The organism is Streptomyces sp. NPDC038280 (assembly GCF_055600045.1).
Window position 1 is genome coordinate 21,158 of sequence record NZ_JBVJYZ010000013.1, and the last position, 18,686, is coordinate 39,843.

Consider the following 18,686-nt stretch of genomic DNA (forward strand, 5'->3'; position numbering starts at 1 on the left):
AGGGGGCGGGTACCGTCTTTGGATGGGATCCGTCAGGGGGTCGGCAGGGGAATGGGCATGACGAAGCGCGGCACGCATCTGGTCTGGGACTGGAACGGCACACTGCTCGATGACATCGACGCCGTCATCGGGGCGACGAACGCCGCGTTCCACGAGCTCGGCCTCGAGCCCATCACCCTCGCGCGCTACCGGGAGCTGTACTGCGTTCCCGTGCCGCTCTTCTACAAGCGGCTCCTCGGGCGCCTGCCGACGGACGACGAGTGGCTCGTCATGGACGCGGCCTTCCACAAGCACTACTGGTCACGGGCGGACGCCTGCGGGCTCACGGTCGGCGCGGCGGAGCTGCTCGCCGCGCGGCAGAACGAGGGGCGGACGCAGTCCCTCCTCTCGCTCGCGCCGCACGACCTGCTGTTGCCGATCGTCCGGCGCCACGGGATCGAGGAGCGGTTCGTCCGCGTCGACGGGCGGATAGGTGCCTCGACCGCGGGCAAGGCGGAGCACATGGTGCGCCATCTGACGGCACTGGAAGGCGTGGCCCCCGAACAGGTCGTCGTCATCGGCGACGCCGTGGACGACGCGGTGGCGGCGGCCCATGTGGGAGCCAAGGCGGTTCTGTACACCGGCGGCTCACACAGCAGGGCGAGCCTGGAGAAGGCGCGCGTGCCGGTCGTGGACACGCTGACGGAGGCGGTGGCCCTGGCGGACGACCTGGCGGGCTAGCGATCACCGGGTCGAACGGCGGACGATCTGGCCGCGGTCGGCGACGACCGGCGGTGCGCCGGCAACCTGGCCGATCCGGAGCCCGCCCGGCCCCCGCCGGCCAGCGGCCCGCGCGGGCCCCGCTCCGGCCGACCCACGACCCGCCCGGCCCCTTACAGCCGGCGCCCCGCCCAACTCTTTCCGGCCGAGCCACGGCCCGCTCGCCCGGCCGCGCCCCCTCGGCTCACGCCACCGGTGCCTTCGACCTCAGTACCTTCAGGAACTCGCGCATCCAGGCCGGGTGGTCCGGCCAGGCCCGGGACGACACGAGGGTGCCGTCCACGACCGCCTCGGTGTCCTGGAACGTGGCTCCCGCCGCCTCCATGTCCGGTTCCAAGGCCGGATAGGCGGTCACCCGCCGCCCCCGCAGGCTGTCGATCGACGCCGTCAGCAGCGGGCCGTGGCAGATCTGCGCCACCGGCTTGTCCGCGTCGAAGAACGACTTGACGATCTTGCGGAGCTCGGGATCGTTGCGCAGGTACTCGGGCGCCCGTCCGCCCGGGATCACCAGGGCGGCGTACTGACCCGGATCCACTTCGGAGAAGGCCAGATCCGCCGGCCAGGTGTATCCGGGCTTCTCGGTGTACGTGTCGAAGCCGGGTTCGAAGTCGTGCACCACGAACCGCAGGGTCTTGCGGGCGGGGGCGGCGAGATGCACCTCGTACCCCTCCTCGCGCAGGCGCTGGTACGGATACAGGACCTCCAGCGACTCGGCCGCGTCGCCGGTGACGATGAGGATCTTGGCTGCCATGACGGACGCTCCCCGGGTGTCGTGTGTGCCTGGGTGTCGGGGTCACGGTGCATCCGGGACCACGGTTTGCCAAGTCGGACCCGTCCCGATGGGCCGGATTCCGACCCCCTTGCGACCCCGGGACCATCAAGGTCTCTTGTGTCGCTGTCCAGACTGTCAAACTTCCCGCCCCTGTTTTGTACACATAAGGCTCATGACGGGGCGGGGGTGGAGGGCGATAGCCTGGTGCCGTGATCAGCGCGATACGCCGTGGGGGCAGCGAAGCCCCCGGCCTGCGCCCGGAGTGCCACCGTGCCCGGGTCGTTGATCTTCTCATTCCGGGCCCGCTGCCGACATTGGCCAATAACGACCCGGACATCTCTCATCGCGGCATAACGTCGACAGCGACCGGACACCCCGCGTCGTGGCGTTGCGCCTTTTCTTTTTCTTTCCCCTACGTCACGCAACGGCGCGCGACAGGAGCCAGAGGACATGCAGACCAAGCTGGACGAAGCCAAGGCCGAGCTGCTCGCACGGGCGGCCCGGGTAGCTGAGAACAGCCCGGTCGGGGGGCAACTTCCGACGGGGTCCGACAGCGGAGAGCGTCCCGACCAGGACACCCTGCTCGACTACCTCCAGCGCTACTACCTGCACACGGCACCCGAGGACCTCACGGACCGCGACCCGGTCGACGTGTACGGCGCGGCCCTGTCGCACTACCGGCTCGCGGAGAACCGCCCCCAGGGCACCGCGAACGTCCGCGTGCACACGCCCACGGTCGAGGAGAACGGCTGGACCTGCAGCCACTCCGTCGTCGAGGTCGTCACGGACGACATGCCCTTCCTCGTGGACTCCGTCACCAACGAGCTCTCCCGCCAGGGCCGTGGCATCCACGTCGTGATCCACCCGCAGGTCGTCGTCCGCCGCGACCTCACCGGCAAGCTCATCGAGGTGTTCACCTCCGAGGCCAAGGGCGAGCGTCCGCACGACGCCCTCACCGAGTCCTGGATCCATGTCGAGATCGACCGCGAGACCGACCGCGCCGACCTCAAGCAGATCACCACGGACCTGCTGCGCGTCCTGTCCGACGTCCGCGAGACCGTCGAGGACTGGGAGAAGATGCGCGACGCCGCGCTGCGCATCGCCGACGAGCTCCCCACCGAGCCGACCGCCTCCGACCTGCGGGACACCGAGGTCGAGGAAGCCCGGGAGCTGCTGCGCTGGCTCTCCGCCGATCACTTCACCTTCCTCGGCTACCGCGAGTACGACCTCGTCAACGGTGACGCGCTCTCCGCCGTGCCCGGTACCGGCCTCGGCATCCTCCGCTCCGACCCGCACCACAGCGGCGACGACGCGCACGCGCACCCCATCTCGCCGTCCTTCAGCCGGCTGCCCGCCGACGCCCGCGCCAAGGCTCGTGAGCACAAGCTGCTCATCCTCACCAAGGCCAACAGCCGTTCCACCGTGCACCGCCCGTCCTACCTGGACTACATCGGCGTGAAGAAGTTCGACGCCGACGGCAACGTCATCGGTGAGCGCCGCTTCCTCGGTCTCTTCTCGTCCGCCGCCTACACCGAATCCGTGCGCCGCGTGCCGGTCATCCGCCGCAAGGTCGACGAGGTGCTGGAGGGCGCGGGCTTCTCGCCCAACAGCCACGACGGCCGCGACCTGCTCCAGATCCTGGAGACCTACCCCCGCGACGAGCTCTTCCAGACGCCCGTCGACGAGCTGCGCTCCATCGTGACCTCCGTCCTCTACCTGCAGGAGCGCCGCCGGCTGCGGCTGTACCTGCGCCAGGACGAGTACGGGCGCTACTACTCCGCGCTGGTCTACCTCCCCCGCGACCGCTACACCACGGGTGTGCGCCTGCGGATCATCGACATCCTCAAGGAGGAACTGGGCGGCACCAGCGTCGACTTCACCGCCTGGAACACCGAGTCGATCCTCTCGAGGCTGCACTTCGTCGTCCGTGTCCCGCCGGGCACCGAGCTCGCCGCGCTCACCGACGCCGACGTCGACCGCATCGAGGCCCGGCTGGTCGAGGCCGCCCGCTCCTGGTCCGACGGCTTCGCCGAGGCGCTCAACGCCGAAACCGGTGAGGAGCGCGCCGCCGAGCTGCTGCGCCGCTACGGCCACGCCTTCCCCGAGGGCTACAAGGCGGACCACTCGCCCCGCTCCGCCGTCGCCGACCTGGTCCACCTGGAGCAGCTCAGCCGTACGAAGAAGGACTTCGCCCTCTCGCTCTACGAGCCGGTCGGCGCCGGACCCGGCGAGCGCCGCTTCAAGATCTACCGGACCGGTGAGCAGGTCTCCCTCTCCGCCGTCCTGCCGGTTCTGAACCGGCTCGGCGTCGAGGTGATCGACGAGCGCCCGTACGAGCTGCGCTGCGCCGACCGCACGCACGCCTGGATCTACGACTTCGGGCTGCGCATGCCGAAGACCAACGGCGACCACCTCGCCGACGACGCCCGGGAGCGTTTCCAGGAGGCCTTCGCCGCGTCCTGGACCGGCCGCGCCGAGAACGACGGCTTCAACGCCCTCGTCCTGAGCGCCGGGCTGAACTGGCGTCAGGCGATGGTGCTGCGCGCGTACGCCAAGTACCTGCGCCAGGCCGGCTCGACGTTCAGCCAGGACTACATGGAGGACACCCTCCGCAACAACGTCCACACCACCCGGCTGCTGGTCTCCCTCTTCGAGGCCCGGATGTCGCCGGAGCGCCAGCGCGCCGGCACCGAGTTGACGGACGGCCTGCTGGAGGAGCTGGACGGCGCCCTGGACCAGGTCGCGAGCCTGGACGAGGACCGCATCCTGCGCTCCTTCCTCACCGTCATCAAGGCGACCCTGCGCACGAACTTCTTCCAGAGCGTCGGCGAGGGAATCGGCAAGAGGGGCCAGAAGGCGGACGGCGGCGAGCCGCACGACTACGTGTCGATGAAGTTCGACCCGCAGGCGATTCCCGACCTGCCCGCGCCGCGCCCGGCGTTCGAGATCTGGGTCTACTCGCCGCGCGTCGAGGGTGTGCACCTGCGCTTCGGCAAGGTCGCGCGAGGCGGTCTGCGCTGGTCCGACCGGCGTGAGGATTTCCGTACGGAGATCCTCGGCCTGGTCAAGGCGCAGATGGTGAAGAACACCGTCATCGTGCCGGTCGGCGCCAAGGGCGGCTTCGTCGCCAAGCAGCTGCCGGACCCGGCCGTCGACCGGGACGCCTGGCTGGCCGAGGGCATCGCCAGCTACAAGACGTTCATCTCGGCGCTGCTCGACATCACCGACAACCTGGTCGCGGGCGAGGTCGTACCGCCGGCCGACGTGGTCCGCCACGACGAGGACGACACGTATCTCGTGGTCGCCGCCGACAAGGGCACCGCGACCTTCTCGGACATCGCCAACAACGTCGCGATCGGCTACAACTTCTGGCTCGGCGACGCGTTCGCCTCCGGCGGCTCCGCCGGTTACGACCACAAGGGCATGGGCATCACCGCCCGCGGCGCCTGGGAGTCCGTCAAGCGGCACTTCCGGGAGCTCGGCCACGACACCCAGACCGAGGACTTCACGGTCGTCGGCGTCGGCGACATGTCCGGTGACGTGTTCGGCAACGGCATGCTGCTCTCCGAGCACATCCGGCTGGTCGCGGCCTTCGACCACCGCCACATCTTCATCGACCCGAACCCGGACGCGGCCGTCTCGTACGCCGAGCGCCGCCGGCTCTTCGAACTGCCCCGCAGCTCGTGGGCCGACTACAACGCGGACCTGCTGTCCCAGGGCGGTGGGATCCACCCGCGCACGGCCAAGTCGATCCCGATCAACGCGCAGGTCCGCGCGGCCCTGGGCATCGAACCCGGCATCACCAAGATGACCCCGGCCGAGCTGATGCAGTCGATCCTCCACGCACCGGTCGACCTGCTGTGGAACGGCGGCATCGGTACGTACGTGAAGTCGTCGGTCGAGTCCAACGCCGACGTCGGCGACAAGGCCAACGACGCCATCCGCGTCAACGGCGAGGACCTGCGGGTCAAGGTCGTCGGCGAGGGCGGCAACCTGGGTCTGACCCAGCTGGGCCGGATCGAGTTCGACCGCAAGGGCGGCCCCGACGGCCAGGGCGGCAAGGTCAACACCGACGCCATCGACAACAGCGCCGGCGTGGACACCTCCGACCACGAGGTGAACATCAAGATCCTGCTCAACGGCCTGGTCACCGACGGCGACATGACCGTCAAGCAGCGCAACCGGATCCTCGCCGAGATGACCGACGAGGTCGGCGCGCTCGTCCTGCGCAACAACTACGCGCAGAACGTGGCCCTGGCCAACGCCGTCACCCAGTCGCCCTCCCTGCTCCACGCCCACCAGCGCTTCATGCGCCGGCTGGGCCGGGACGGGCACCTTGACCGGGCGCTGGAGTTCCTGCCCAACGACCGACAGATCCGTGAGCTGCTCAACAGCGGCAAGGGCCTGAGCCAGCCGGAGCTCGCCGTCCTGCTCGCCTACACCAAGATCACGGTGGCGGACGAGCTGATCGGCACCGGTCTGCCGGACGACCCGTACCTGCGCGGGCTGCTGCACGCGTACTTCCCGACGCAGCTGCGCGAGAAGTTCCCCGAGGCCATCGACGGCCACGCGCTGCGCCGTGAGATCGTCACGACCGTGCTGGTCAACGACACGGTCAACACGGGTGGCTCGACGTTCCTGCACCGGCTCCGCGAGGAGACGGGCGCCGCGATCGAGGAGATCGTGCGGGCGCACACGGCGGCCCGAGCCATCTTCGGTCTGGGCGAGGTGTGGGACGCCGTCGAGGCCTTGGACAACAAGGTTCCGGCCGATGTCCAGACCCGGATCAGGCTGCACTCGCGCCGACTGGTCGAGCGCGGTACGCGCTGGCTGCTCGGCAACCGGCCGCAGCCGCTGGAGCTCGCCGAGACCATCGAGTTCTTCGCGGACCGGGTCGAGCACGTCTGGTCGGAGCTGGCGCAGATGCTGCGCGGCGCGGACCTGGAGTGGTACCAGTCGATCGTCGACGAGCTGACCTCGGCGGGCGTCCCGGAGGAGCTGGCCCTGCGGGTCGCCGGGTTCTCCTCGGCCTTCCCGACGCTCGACATCGTCGCGATCGCGGACCGTACGGGCAAGGAGCCGATGGCCGTCGCCGAGGTCTACTACGACCTGGCCGACCGGCTGCGGATCACCCAGCTGATGGACCGGATCATCGAGCTGCCGCGGGCCGACCGCTGGCAGTCGATGGCCCGTGCCTCCATCCGCGAGGACCTGTACGCCGCCCACGCCGCGCTGACGGCGGACGTGCTGTCGGCGGGCAACGGCGCCTCGGCGCCGGAGGAGCGGTTCAAGGACTGGGAGCAGAAGAACGCGGCGATCCTGGGCCGGGCGCGGACGACCCTGGAGGAGATCCAGAGCTCGGACACGTTCGATCTGGCGAATCTGTCCGTGGCCATGCGGACCATGCGGCAGCTGCTGCGGTCGCACGCCTGAGGGAGTGAGCGCCTTTCGGGCGCGTGAGAGTGACGGAGAGGGGCGCCCACCGGCAGGTCCGGTGGGCGCCCCGCTCTTTCTTGGGCCCGGTGAGGTCCTGGGCCGGTTACCTGGGCCCGTGACCTCTGGGCCCGTTGCGTCTTCGTCGCGCTATTCGGTGGCCCTCCACAGCCGCTGGCAGGAGAGCAGCGCCGCGGCGAGCAGCAGCCCGTTGCGGAGCACCATGACCACGCACCCGAGCGCGCTGGAGGCGATGACGTCCTCGTACAGCACGGGGTAGGCGAGCGCGCTCAGCGCGGTCGCCGGCAGGAGGAGCATGGCCACCGGCCGCTGGGTGGTGTGCCGGGCGGTGAGGCAGACCGCCGCCAGGCCCAGCAGCCAGATCATGTACTGCGGACTGATGACCCGGCTGGTGACGGTGAAGAGGAGTACGGCGGCGAGCGCGGAGTCCAGTGGGACGGCGGGCGTCCACTGCCGCGCCCTGACCCGCCACAGCACCAGCCAGCAGAAGGCGGCGGCGGTGAGCAGCAGCGAGAACCGGCCGACGGTCGACACATGGGGCCCGACAAACTCGAAGGCGCCGTAGCGGTACTGGACCGTGCCCTGCCACAGCCCCATCGCCCGCGCGACCCCGAGGGCGGTGCCTCCGAGTGACTCGATCTGCACGCCCCGGCCGCCCTGCTGGCGCAGGAAGTCCAGGCTGTGCGAGAAACCGGCCGCGAGGACGACCAGCAGCGCGGTGGCCGTGGTGAAGGCGGTGAGCCAGGCGGAGCGGGTGCTACGCCCCCGGGGCGAGCCGACGAGCGTGAGCGCGGGCCAGCCCTTGACCATGGCGCCGATCCCGGCCAGCGCGCCGCTGATCCGGGGCAGGCCGGCCTTCAGCGCGAGCACGGCGAACACGGCGACGGCGGTGACCTGGACGTCGTAGCGCGCGAGCGGGATGTGCAGCAGGAGGGGGAGCCCGCCGACCCAGACCCAGGCGCCTTCGAGCCCGGCGCGACCGCCGCGGAGCCCGGCGCGGAAGAGGGCGGCGGCCACGGCCGCGTCGGCCAGCAGCGTGAGGACGACGAAGGCCTGGAAGTACGTCAGCCACGGCAGCATGGCCGGCGAGAGGAACACGAGCGCGGCGCCGGGCGGGTACTGCCAGGTGACGTCGTTGAGCGGGAAGCTGCCCTGGATCAGCTGCCCGTACCACCACTGGTACAGGACATGGACCTCCCGGGCGACGCCCCGCACGCCGAGGCTGTCGTGGACCAGCAGCCACAGCATCACCGCGCGGGTGAGGACCCAGACGGGGCCGATCGCGAGGCGTGCCCGGCGCTCGGTCCTGGTGTCGACGACCCCGCGGGCGGTGAGCGCCCCGATACGGGTGAGGGACGGCACGGGGGCCACCGGCGCGAGGGAGGCGAGCGCGGAGCGGGATCCGGGCGAGCCGTCATGGACAGGGGACATGTCCGAGGGCAGGGGACTCATGTCCTCCGACGAGGTCATGTCGGAGGCGCGCGGGGTACGCGGGGCGCCGGAGGCGCGGCGGGAGCGAATCCGAGGCGTCTTCATCGAGGCGAGTTTTATCCACCTTTGATCACTTTTATTCCGTATGTATCTCTTTCAACCCACCCTTTCGGGTGAACGCCTCATAGGCCGCCACGACGTCCTTCGCCGGTCCGTCCCTCCGCACGCTCCCGGCCTCCAGCCAGATCGCCCGGTCGCAGGTCTCCGTGATGGTCGAATGGCTGTGGCTGACCAGGAAGACCGTGCCCGCCTGGGAGCGCAGCTCGTTGATCCGCTCCTGGCTGCGGCGGCGGAACTTCGCGTCTCCCGTGGACAGGGCCTCGTCGATCAGCAGCACGTCGTGGGTCTTGGCGGCGGCGATGGAGAACCGCAGCCGGGCGCCCATGCCGGAGGAGTAGGTGCGCATCGGCAGCGAGATGAAGTCGCCCTTCTCGTTGATCCCCGAGAAGTCCACGATCTGCTGGTAGCGGTCCTTGATCTGTTCGCGGGACATGCCCATCGCGAGGCCGCCCAGGACGACATTGCGTTCGCCGGTCAGGTCGCTCATCAGCGCCGCGTTCACGCCCAGGAGGGAGGGCTGGCCCTGGGTGTAGATCCGGCCCCGGTTCGCCGGCAGCAGGCCCGCGATCGCCTTGAGGAGCGTCGACTTGCCCGAGCCGTTGGAGCCGATCAGGCCGATCGCCTCGCCCCTGTACGCCGTGAAGCTGACGCCCTTGACGGCGTGCACCCTGCGGACGCCGGGGGTCGCCCGGCGGGAGGCGATCCGGCTGAGGGCGGCGGTGGCGGAGCCCTTGCCCCGGCGGCCGCCCTGGACGGTGTAGGTGATGTGGACGCCGTCGACGACGACGGTCGGAGTGGGCTCGGGGCCCTCGGTGTTGGGGTCAGCCACGGCCGTACGTCTCCTCTGCCCGCCAGAAGTAGATGAAGCCGCCCACGGAGGCGAGCAGGGCCCAGCCGGCGGCCAGGGCCCACGCGTGCGGCGGCAGCTGCGCGGAGGTGAAGCTCTCGATGAGCGCGAAGCGTGTGAGATCGATGTAGACGGACGCCGGATTGCACTCCAGGACCCGCAGCAGCGCGTGCGGCAGACGGCTGGTCGCCTCCAGGCGCTGGATGCTCCACATCACGCCGGAGACGTACATCCAGGTGCGCAGCAGGAACGGCATCAGCTGCGCGATGTCCGGTGTGCGGGCCGCTACCCGCGCCATGACCATCGAGACACCGGTGTTGAACAGCGCCTGGAGGGCCAGAGCAGGGACGGCCAGGAGCCACGGCCAGGTGGGGTACTCGCCGAACGCGAAGAGGATCACCGCCAGCGCACCGAGCGAGAACACCAGCTGCTGGAGCTGTTGCAGGGCCAGGGCGATCGGAAGCGAGGCGCGCGGGAAGTGCAGGGCGCGGACGAGACCGATGTTGCCGCTGATGGCGCGCGTGCCGGTCATGATCGACTGCGAGGTGAAGGTCCAGATGAAGACGCCGGTGACCAGGAACGGGATGTAGTCCGGGATGCTCCGCTTGTTGTCCATCAGGACGCCGAAGATGACGTAGTAGACGGCCGCGTTGAGCAGGGGGGTCATCACCTGCCAGACCTGGCCGAGCTTCGCCTGGCTGTACTGGGCGGTGAGCCGGGCGGTCGCGAACGCGGTGATGAAGTGGCGGCGGGACCAGAGCTGCCGGACGTACTGGGGGAGTGTCGGGCGGGCGCCACTCACGGTGAGCCCGTGCCGCAGGGCGAGGAGGCGCAGGTTCTCGCTCTCGGAGGGGCTCTCGAAGGGGTCGGCGGCGGCCGCGGACCGCGCCGGACCCCGGGGAGCCGCGCGACCGCGCGATGAGCGGGGCCTGCCGCGGTGGGACGCGGCGGTCTCAGTGGTCACAGCAGGCACAGTGCTCACTTCCGACGAGGGGTAGGCGCGCGGAATCACGCGCTCGACGACGGAACGGGTCCGTATCGTCGCTACGGCGAGATTAGGACCCCGCGACGTCGGAACGCAACCGTCTCGTCGTCACGTGCGCCTTGGCTATCATCCTGACCATGACCCCAGAGCCCACCGGAACCCCACGCCGCGCCCCCGCGGGAGCCGCCGTGCTCCGGGAGGACGTCACCGACGCGATCCGCGCGGCCGTGTTCGACGAGCTGGCAGCGGTCGGCTTCGCCCGGATGTCCATCGAGGGCATCGCCCGGCGCGCGGGCGTCGGCAAGACCGCCGTCTACCGGCGCTGGAAGTCCAAGCTCTCGCTCGTACTCGACCTGGTCGGCGCCTTCGCGGCGCAGGGTCTGCCCGCCCCGGCGACCGGCTCGCTGTACGGGGACGTGCGCGCCCTGCTCGAAGTGGCCTCCCACGCCCTGCGCCACCCGGTCGCCTCACAGGTCATCCCGGACCTCCTGGTGGAGGCGGCCCGGCACCCCGAGATCTCGGACGCGATCAAGGCCGCGCTCCTGGACAGCCAGCAGGGCGTGGTGGCCCAGGTCGTCCGCGACGCCGTGAGCCGGGGAGACCTGCCGGCCGACGCGGACCCGGACCGCGCGCTCGACCTGGTCGTGGGCCCGCTCTACTGGCGCCTCGTCGTGGTCCGGACCGACCTGCCCGAGGGGTATCTGGACGACCTGGCGCGGGCGGCGGTGGCGGCGCTCACCGCGTAGCCCGGCCCCGCTCCCGCATACCGATCGGTCCGACGCGCTGACCGCTACTTCACCGCGCCCGCCATCACGCCGGACACGAACTGGCGCTGGAACGCGAAGAACACGGCCAGCGGGATCACCATCGAGACGAACGCGCCCGGCGCCAGTACGTCGATGTTGTTGCCGAACTGCCGGACCTGCTGCTGGAGCGCCACCGTGATCGGCGGCGACTCCGAGTCCGCGAAGATCAGCGCGACGAGCATGTCGTTCCACACCCACAGGAACTGGAAGATCCCGAGCGAGGCGATGGCCGGCCCGCCGAGCGGCATCACGACCCGCGTGAACAGCCGGATCTCGCCCGCCCCGTCGAGCCGCGCCGCCTCCAGCAGCTCCCGCGGAATCTCCGCGAAGAAGTTCCGCAGCAGGAAGATGGCGAACGGCAGGCCGAACGCCACATGGAACAGCACCACGCCGAGCGTCGTCTCGAAGATGCCGATCTCACCGAAGAGCTTCGAGACCGGTACGAGCGCCACCTGGACCGGGACCACCAGCAGACCGACCACCACCAGGAACCACCAGTCCCGGCCCGGAAACTCCATCCACGCGAAGGCGTATCCGGCGAGCGAGCCGATCACCACCACCAGCACGGTCGCCGGGACGGTGATCAGGACCGTGGAGAGCAGTGAGTCGGTGATCGTGTCGTTGGAGAGGATGTTGGCGTAGTTGCGGGTGGTCAGCTGGGCGGGCTCCGTGAACACCTGCCACCAGCCGCCGGAGCTGATGTCGGCGGGGTCGCGCAGCGACGAGAGCAGCAGGCCGATCGTCGGCAGCAGCCAGAACAGCCCGACCAGGATCAGGAAGACACGCACGGCGCCGCCGGCGGTACGGGCGGCGAGGCGCGAACCCAGACCGCGGCTGCCCGTCTTCGACACCTCACTCATCGACGGGCCTCCTTGCGCATCCTGCGGATGTTGAAGAGCATCACCGGGATCACCAACAGGAGCAGGAGAACGGCGATGGCGCTGCCGACGCCCAGGTCCGCGTCCGTGCCGAACGACGAGCGGTACAGCTGGAGCGCCAGAACGTTCGCGTCGTCCTGCGCCGAGCCCGGGGCGATGATGAAGACCAGGTCGAAGATCTTCAGCACGTTGATCATCAGGGTGACGAGGACCACCGCGAGCACGGGGGCCAGGAGCGGGACCGTGATCCGGCGGAAGACCTGCCACTCGTTCGCCCCGTCGACCCGCGCCGCCTCCATCAGTTCGCGGGGCACGCTCGCCAGGCCCGCCGCGATCAGCACCATCGCGAATCCGGCCCACATCCACACGTAACTGCCGATCACCGCGGGGGTGACCAGGGACGGTCCGAGCCAGTCGACGCCGTTGTACTGCTCCCTGAAGTTGCTCTCGGGCAACCTCAGCAGAGCTCCGTCGGCCGTCGGCGGAAGGGTGAACGTGCCGTCCGCGGCGGCCTTGGTGGAGGCGACCACCTTGCCGTCCTTGACCGCCTCGACCGTGAGGCCCTTGAGTCCCAGCTCCTGGGCGTCGACGACGTTGGGCCTGCCTCCGCCGCCCTTGGTGAAGTCCAGCCAGGCGGTGCCGGTGATGCCGTCCGGTGACGCGGCGGGGACCTTGGCCGGCCGGGCGTCGCCCGGCATCTTCGCCGGCGGGACCCCGACGAGCGGCAGCTGTACGGCAGTTCCCGCCCGCACCGGCTCCTTGGTGATGAACGCGCCACCGCCCGCCGCCTTCAACGGGTGCACCGGCAGCGGGCGCGCCTTGGGATATCCGGCCGACTCGGCGAACGTGTCGTGCACACCCACCCAGACGGCGTTGGCGACCCCCCGCTCCGGATCCTGCTCGTACACCAGCCGGAAGATGATGCCGGCGGCGAGCATCGAGATCGCCATCGGCATGAAGACGAGCAGTTTGAACGCCGTCCCCCAGCGGACCCGTTCGGTGAGAACGGCGAATATCAGGCCCAGGGCGGTGGTGACGGTCGGCGCGAAGACCACCCAGATGGCGTTGTTCTTGACGGCGGTGAAGATGGTGTCGTCCGTGAAGATCTCGACGTAGTTGCCGAGACCGGCGAAGGAACCGCCCTCCTGGTCGAAGAACGAGCGGTAGATCGAATACCCGATCGGGTAGACGACGAGCGCGCCCAGCAGGACCAGCGCGGGCAGCAGAAAGCCGACCGCGATGGACCTGCGGGTGCCTGTCACGCTCTTGGCGTGGGTGCGGACGGGGGCGCCGGCCGGCGGAATCGTTCCCGGGGTCGCACCACCCTGTGCCGAGGGGGTGACCACGGCGTCAGCTCTTGTACGCCTTGGCCGCGTCGGCCTCCAGCCGCTGCTGGGTGCCCGCGATGTCCTTGGGGTTCTTCAGGAAGTCCTGCAGGGCCTTCCACTCGCCCTTGCCGGGGGTACCGCCGAACGACTGCGGCATCTGGTCCGACATGTCGAACCGGAAGTCGTCCCCCGCGCCGATCAGGGACTTGGCGATCTCCCGCTGGACGTCATTGGGGTACGCGGCGAGGTCCAGGGACTTGTTGGGGGAGAGGAAGCCGCCCGCCGCCGCCCAGATCTTCGCGGCGTCCGCCGAGGCCAGGAACGTCAGCAGAGCCTGGGCGCCCTTGGTGTCCTTCAGCGCCACGGCCGCGTCTCCACCGGTCACCACCGGCGCCTCGCCGCCGACCGCGGGGAACGGGAAGACCTTCGCGTCCTTACCGATCTTGGCCGGGGTCTGCGCGATGTTGATCGCCGCGAAGTCGCCCTCGAAGACCATCGCACCCTTGGGCTGGTCACCCCCGGTGAAGGTCTGGGTGACGGACGCGGGGAACTCCGTCTGCAGTGCGCCGTTCGCCCCGCCCGCGATCAGATTCGGCTTTCCGAAGAGCTCGCCGAGCGTGGTCAGCGCCTGCTTCACCGACGGGTCGGTCCACTTGATCTCGTGCTTGGCGAGCTGGTCGTACTTCTCCGGCCCCGCCTGGGAGAGGTAGATGTTCTCGAACCAGTCGGTGAGCGTCCAGCCGTCCGCGCCGCCGATCGAGACCGGGGTGACGCCGGACGCCGAAATCGTCTCGGCCGTCGCCAGGAAGTCCTTCCAGGTCTTCGGCTCGCTCGCGCCCGCATTCTCGAAGACGGCGTTGTTGTACCAGATCAGGGACTTGTTGGCGGCCTTGAAGTACACGCCGTACTGCGTGCCGTCGACCGCGCCGAGGTCCTGCCAGCCCTTGGCGTAGTTCTTGGCCAGCTGGGCCTTGGCCTCGGGCCCGACCGGCTTGATCCACTTGCGGGCGACGGCCTGCTGGATCGCACCCACCTGGGGGAGCATCGCGACGTCCGGCGGGCTGCCGCCGGCGATCTTCGTGCCGAGGAAGTTCACGATCGGGTCCTGGGCCGGCACAAAGGTGACCGTGGCACCCGTGCGCTTCTCGAACTCCTTCAGGACCTTGGTGAAGTTCTCCTGCTCGGGGCCGGTCCACACGGCTGCCACCTGGATCTTCTCGCCCTTGAGCTGCGGCAGCCGCAGCGTGGGCGCGCTGGTCTCGGCGTTGCCCGGCCCGGCTTCCGATTCCTTGCCGTCGTCACCGCAGCCGGCGAGCGCCAGTGCGAGGGAGGTGACCGCGGTGATCGCCACCGCGGCCCTGCGTGTACGAAGAGTTGTGCGCATCGATGCCCCGTCTCTTCCTGCGCGTGCTCATTTCGTCCCGTGCCGACAGGTCTACGCCCGGTCCCCGGGGGTCGCAATAGCGCCTTCGGTGTCAACTGCGCCATCGTGATGGGGTCGTGACGTGCCCCCAGGGCGCCTGACGCGCCCTCAGCGGCTGGTCGTGGCGCGGCTCAGGGGCGACAGGGGTATGGCGTCGACCGAGCGGGCGGCCCGTTCCAGCGCGCTGGCCAGGAGAGCGAGATCCGTGGGCCCGTTGCCCAGCTCGCGTACGGGTCTGCGGGTCGGCGGATCACCCATCCGCTCCCACTCCAGCGGGACGACCGTGGGCCGCAGCGTCGCCGTGCGGGGGATGCGGCCGGTGACCCGGCCGGCCTGGAAGGGGGTCACTCGGCCGTCCGGGTGGCCGAGCCTGCCCCGGCCGGGCGCCTGGTCGTCGGGACCGCCGGTGGGCGGAGCGGGATCGAGCACCACGCGCAGCCGGGCGCCGTGGGCCAGCTCGGTGTCTGCCGTACGGTCCGGGCGCGCCGACGTCGCGATCAGGTGCACCCCGAGGCGCTCTCCGCCGCGAGCCACGGCCTCCAGGGCCCGTACGACCGAGCCCGCGGCCGGCCGGCCGGTGGAGCCGAGCGCCGGGGCGACCAGCGCGTCGAAGTCGTCGACGAGAACGATCAGACGAGGCAGGAGCGGGGACTCCTCGGGGCGGGCGGGCTGTTCGCGGGGGCCGGGGGCCGTACGAGCCGCTGCCGAGGGGCGCAGGCGGAGGGTTCCGCTGGAGGGGGAGTCGAGATCGCCGCGTTCGGCGGGGGCGGGGTGGGCCGTCTGGCCGCCGCGACCGGTCTGGCCGGACGGGCCGTCCTGTGCGGGCAGTCCGACCTGAGTGCCCTGCGTGGGCAGACCGGCTCGAGCGGGCAGCCCGGCGCCCGTGGGGCGGCCGGGCCCCGTGGGCGCTCCTGCCTGCGCGGGCACTCCGGGCGGGCCCGAAGCATCGCTTCCACCGGTCCGGTACGTGGCTCCGGGCCCGCCGGAGGCCTGGCCGTGGGTGCGGTGACCGCTCTGGCCGCCCTCGGCGGCGTACGCCTCGTCGGCGGCGCGGGTGGCGCGGTCCGTCCGCTGCTCCCCCGCGCTGGGTGTGCGCGGGCCCACCATCCGATCCGCCAGTTCGCGCCGGGTGTGCCAGGTCGCGAAGTCCTCGCCGCCCAGCAGCTCGGTGCGGCGCTTCAGCTCGGCGCCCAGCGCCTGGGCGAAGTCCCTCATCCGGACCGGGTCGCTGGCGACGACGTGCTCGACGACATGCGGAAGTTCGGTGCACGGCGCCAGGCCGTCGCCGCGTTCGCCGCCGGCGCCGTCCACCAGGAGCAGCCCGAGCCGGTCGGGGCGGCCCCCGGCGGCCAGCGAGGCGGCGATCGAGCGCAACAACTCGGTCCGCCCGCTGCCCGCCGGTCCCTCGATCAGCAGATGTGGCCCCTCGTCGGTCAGGTCGACGGCGACAGGACCGCGCGGACCGGCGCCCAGCACCAACGTCCCGTCCACGGCAGAGGCCCAACGGGCCATCAGCGAGGCAGGTGTGGCCCGAGCGAGCCCCAACTCGTCCAGGAGCCGCGCCGACGGGGGCAGCGCCACCGCCGCGGCCACCCGGCCGCTCGGCACCGCGCCTTCCGTGCGCAGCGGGGCCAGCGCCCGCCCGAACCGCTCCGCCCAGGCCAGGGACACCGCGTCCACGGTGGCGACCGTGCCGTGTCCGGCGGGACGGCCGCCCGCCGTGCGCATCAGCCGCAGCGCCGTCGCCACGTCACCGCTCAGCAGCGCGACGGCCCCGCACTCGCGGAAGGCGAGCGACTGGGCGCACGCGGTCTCATAGGTCGCCGCGACCGGCGACTCGGGCGAGGCCGCGGGGGCCTCGGCCAGACAGATCAGGTGGATACCGGCGGCCGCTCCCGCTCCGGCGAGCCGGGCCGTCGTTTCCCGCAGCGCCGCCGAACCGGGGTCGCCGTCCACGATCACGACCGTGTACGTCCCGTCGAACCGCGCCGCGGCCTCGGCGACCGCCGTGCGGTCCGCGCTCGGCCAGCCGGGCCCGAGGAGGCCGTCGTCCAGCCGACGCGTCAGTTCGGCCGTACGGGCGAGGGCCTGCTCGCGGTCGTACGCGAGGAGCAGCCGGCAGTCCTGGCCGTGCGCGGGCCGCATGTGCGGGAGCCAGCCGAGCCAGGACCACGCTCGGCGCCGCTCGGCCGCCGGACGCGTCCGGTCCGCGCTGATCAGCACGATCTCCAGATCCTCCGGCGCGTGCAGCGCGGCGAGCTGGGCCACGACGGACCGGGTGAGCCCCCGCAGCCGGTCACCGGGGCCCGCGAGTCCGAGCGATCCGGCCTCTCGCAGGCCGACGGTGACCGGGACGGCGGGCAGCTCCGCGCGATCCGCCGTACCGAGCCGCACGACCAGAGTCTCGGGGTGTCCGGTGCCGCGCTCCCACAGCCGGGGACCGGGGCCGAGCGCGGTGAGCAGCACGGCGGCCGGGTCCGGCCAGCTCTCGGGGGCCGGCGCCGGGGCCGGGCCCCGGCCGCCCGGGGCGCGAGGCCCGTCGGCGTCCCGCGCGGGCGGAAGGTCCGCGCGGCTCCCGGCGAGGCGTCTCGCCCACGCGCCTATGCCGCGCTTGCGGGCGACGCCCTCGGGAATCACGGTTCCGCGCGCGGGTGTGCCCTGGCGGCGGCTCGTCCGGGTCCGGCTGTGGGCTTCGCTCTCGTCCCCTTCGTCGTACTCCCCGGCCCGCGCGTGCCCGCGCGGCTCACCGGCGCCCGCCTGGGTGCCGCGGGCCGCGTCGAGCTCCCCGGGCCCGGAGCGGTACGGACCGCCGTCGGCCTCCGGGTCGGTGCGGTACGAGTCACTGCTGCGACCGTTCGCGGCGTCACGGGCGTCGGAGCCGTACCAGGTGCCGTGGCCACTGGACGCACCGTGGCGCGCGAAGCCGGACGGCGCCCCGTCCCGGGCGCTCCCGTGCCCAATTCCGTCCCGGCCGCCGTGCTCCAGACCGTCCCGCACTCCATCCCGCACGCCGTCGCGAAGCCTGACCCCCGCACCGTCGTGTGCGCCGTCCTGGGTGTCGCCCGCGCGCGTGCCGTACGCGGTCGGCGGCGTCCCGGACGGCGGTACCGCGACGGGCCGGTCCACCCGCAGATGGCCCTCGCCGTCCGGGGTCGTCGCGAGGGAGTCCGAGCCGCAGCCGCCCGGTCCCGCCAGCCGCAGGGCCGACTCACCGACGCGCAGCAGCGCGCCCGGAGACAGCCGGACCGGACGAGCGCCCACGTCCGCGCCGTCCACCGTCGTGCCGTTCGTGGAGCCGAGGTCGGCGACGGTGACCCGCCCGTCGTCCGAGACCGTCACCGCGCAGTGCAGACGGGAGACGTCCGGGTCGTCGAGTGGCACGTCCGCGTCGGCGGAGCGGCCGACGCGGATCTGACCGCCGTGCAGCAGATGGACCCCGCCCGCGTCCGGCCCCGCGACCACGTGGAGCCGGGCCGCGGCGCCCTCGCCGGGGCTGTCGTCGTCGCCGGGGACCTGGAGGGAGAGCACCGCGCCGTCGACGAGCGGAGGCTCACCGAGCGCGCAGCGCTGTGAGTCGAGCCGCTCCCGGCCCGCGTACAGCACGACGGCGCCGGAGATGTCGGCCCCGGAGACGGCGGCGGCGAGCCCGGAGGCGACCGAGGCCAGGGCGGTGCCCGCGGGGGCGGTGACGATCACGTCGCAGGCACGCGCCGCGGAATGGCCGCTCTGCGGCGCGAGGACGGTCAGCCGGATCTGCATCGCCGTCAGCGGTCCCTTCTGCGCGGGGTGCCCGGCAGGGGACCGCCCTGGATCGCCCCCCACCCGGCACGGACGCGTCGTCCGGTACAGGTCGGCACGGATCGTGAGGCTCCCGTCCCCACGA

11 protein-coding genes are annotated in these 18,686 nt (G+C 71.6%); 3 read left to right on the top strand and 8 right to left on the bottom strand.

Features of this window, described 5'->3' with window-relative positions; all coding sequences use genetic code 11:
- Nucleotides 1-57 precede the first annotated feature (57 nt).
- A complete protein-coding gene (locus ACZ7J0_RS23935) occupies nt 58-720 on the top strand; it encodes an HAD family hydrolase (protein ID WP_470890500.1) in 663 nt (220 codons plus the stop codon).
- Nucleotides 721-943: 223 nt separating this feature from the next.
- Here the strand turns inward: ACZ7J0_RS23935 and ACZ7J0_RS23940 are convergent, their stop codons facing one another.
- Nucleotides 944-1,510, bottom strand: a complete 567-nt coding sequence (locus ACZ7J0_RS23940) for a DJ-1/PfpI family protein (RefSeq protein ID WP_470890502.1) — start codon at nt 1,508-1,510, stop codon at nt 944-946.
- Nucleotides 1,511-1,981: 471 nt separating this feature from the next.
- Here ACZ7J0_RS23940 and ACZ7J0_RS23945 point away from each other — a divergent pair, with 471 nt between their 5' ends.
- A complete protein-coding gene (locus tag ACZ7J0_RS23945) occupies nt 1,982-6,964 on the top strand; it encodes an NAD-glutamate dehydrogenase (protein WP_470890504.1) in 4,983 nt (1,660 codons plus the stop codon).
- A gap of 150 nt (nt 6,965-7,114) precedes the next feature.
- Here the strand turns inward: ACZ7J0_RS23945 and ACZ7J0_RS23950 are convergent, their stop codons facing one another.
- Genes ACZ7J0_RS23950 through ACZ7J0_RS23960 form a run of 3 tightly spaced genes read right to left on the bottom strand, consistent with a single transcriptional unit; the run spans nt 7,115 to nt 10,218 of the window.
- Nucleotides 7,115-8,521, bottom strand: a complete 1,407-nt coding sequence (locus ACZ7J0_RS23950; protein ID WP_470890506.1) for a glycosyltransferase 87 family protein — start codon at nt 8,519-8,521, stop codon at nt 7,115-7,117.
- A gap of 31 nt (nt 8,522-8,552) precedes the next feature.
- Entirely contained in the window at nt 8,553-9,365 is an 813-nt protein-coding gene (locus ACZ7J0_RS23955; protein ID WP_470890508.1) for an ABC transporter ATP-binding protein, read from the bottom strand.
- Nucleotides 9,358-10,218, bottom strand: a complete 861-nt coding sequence (locus ACZ7J0_RS23960) for an ABC transporter permease (protein WP_470890762.1) — start codon at nt 10,216-10,218, stop codon at nt 9,358-9,360. Before ACZ7J0_RS23960 ends, ACZ7J0_RS23955 begins: the two co-directional genes overlap by 8 nt.
- 287 nt (nt 10,219-10,505) lie before the next feature.
- Here ACZ7J0_RS23960 and ACZ7J0_RS23965 point away from each other — a divergent pair, with 287 nt between their 5' ends.
- Entirely contained in the window at nt 10,506-11,114 is a 609-nt protein-coding gene (locus ACZ7J0_RS23965; RefSeq protein WP_470890510.1) for a TetR/AcrR family transcriptional regulator, read from the top strand.
- Between the two features lie 44 nt (nt 11,115-11,158).
- On the opposite strand, the gene ACZ7J0_RS23970 is transcribed toward ACZ7J0_RS23965, so the two are convergent.
- The 4 genes from ACZ7J0_RS23970 to ACZ7J0_RS23985 all read right to left on the bottom strand — a co-directional run bounded on the left by ACZ7J0_RS23970 (nt 11,159) and on the right by ACZ7J0_RS23985 (nt 18,562).
- Complete coding sequence (locus ACZ7J0_RS23970) at nt 11,159-12,034, bottom strand: carbohydrate ABC transporter permease (protein WP_470890512.1); 876 nt, start codon at nt 12,032-12,034, stop codon at nt 11,159-11,161.
- Nucleotides 12,031-13,356, bottom strand: a complete 1,326-nt coding sequence (locus ACZ7J0_RS23975; protein WP_470890764.1) for a carbohydrate ABC transporter permease — start codon at nt 13,354-13,356, stop codon at nt 12,031-12,033. Before ACZ7J0_RS23975 ends, ACZ7J0_RS23970 begins: the two co-directional genes overlap by 4 nt.
- Nucleotides 13,357-13,402: 46 nt before the next feature.
- On the bottom strand, nt 13,403-14,764 hold the full coding sequence (locus ACZ7J0_RS23980; RefSeq protein WP_470890514.1) for an ABC transporter substrate-binding protein: 1,362 nt from the start codon (nt 14,762-14,764) through the stop codon (nt 13,403-13,405).
- Between the two features lie 147 nt (nt 14,765-14,911).
- Nucleotides 14,912-18,562: an FHA domain-containing protein gene (locus tag ACZ7J0_RS23985; protein ID WP_470890516.1), complete on the bottom strand. Its 3,651-nt coding sequence runs from the start codon at nt 18,560-18,562 to the stop codon at nt 14,912-14,914.
- Nucleotides 18,563-18,686 lie beyond the last annotated feature (124 nt).

Excerpts from the sequence above, each read along its gene's own strand:
- ACZ7J0_RS23935 (WP_470890500.1), top strand. The coding sequence starts at position 58 with ATGACGAAGCGCGGCACGCATCTGGTCTGGGACTGGAACGGCACACTG.
- ACZ7J0_RS23940 (WP_470890502.1), bottom strand. The coding sequence starts at position 1,510 with ATGGCAGCCAAGATCCTCATCGTCACCGGCGACGCGGCCGAGTCGCTG.
- ACZ7J0_RS23945 (WP_470890504.1), top strand. The coding sequence starts at position 1,982 with ATGCAGACCAAGCTGGACGAAGCCAAGGCCGAGCTGCTCGCACGGGCG.
- ACZ7J0_RS23950 (WP_470890506.1), bottom strand. The coding sequence starts at position 8,521 with ATGAAGACGCCTCGGATTCGCTCCCGCCGCGCCTCCGGCGCCCCGCGT.
- ACZ7J0_RS23965 (WP_470890510.1), top strand. The coding sequence starts at position 10,506 with ATGACCCCAGAGCCCACCGGAACCCCACGCCGCGCCCCCGCGGGAGCC.
- ACZ7J0_RS23970 (WP_470890512.1), bottom strand. The coding sequence starts at position 12,034 with ATGAGTGAGGTGTCGAAGACGGGCAGCCGCGGTCTGGGTTCGCGCCTC.
- ACZ7J0_RS23980 (WP_470890514.1), bottom strand. The coding sequence starts at position 14,764 with ATGCGCACAACTCTTCGTACACGCAGGGCCGCGGTGGCGATCACCGCG.
- ACZ7J0_RS23985 (WP_470890516.1), bottom strand. The coding sequence starts at position 18,562 with ATGCAGATCCGGCTGACCGTCCTCGCGCCGCAGAGCGGCCATTCCGCG.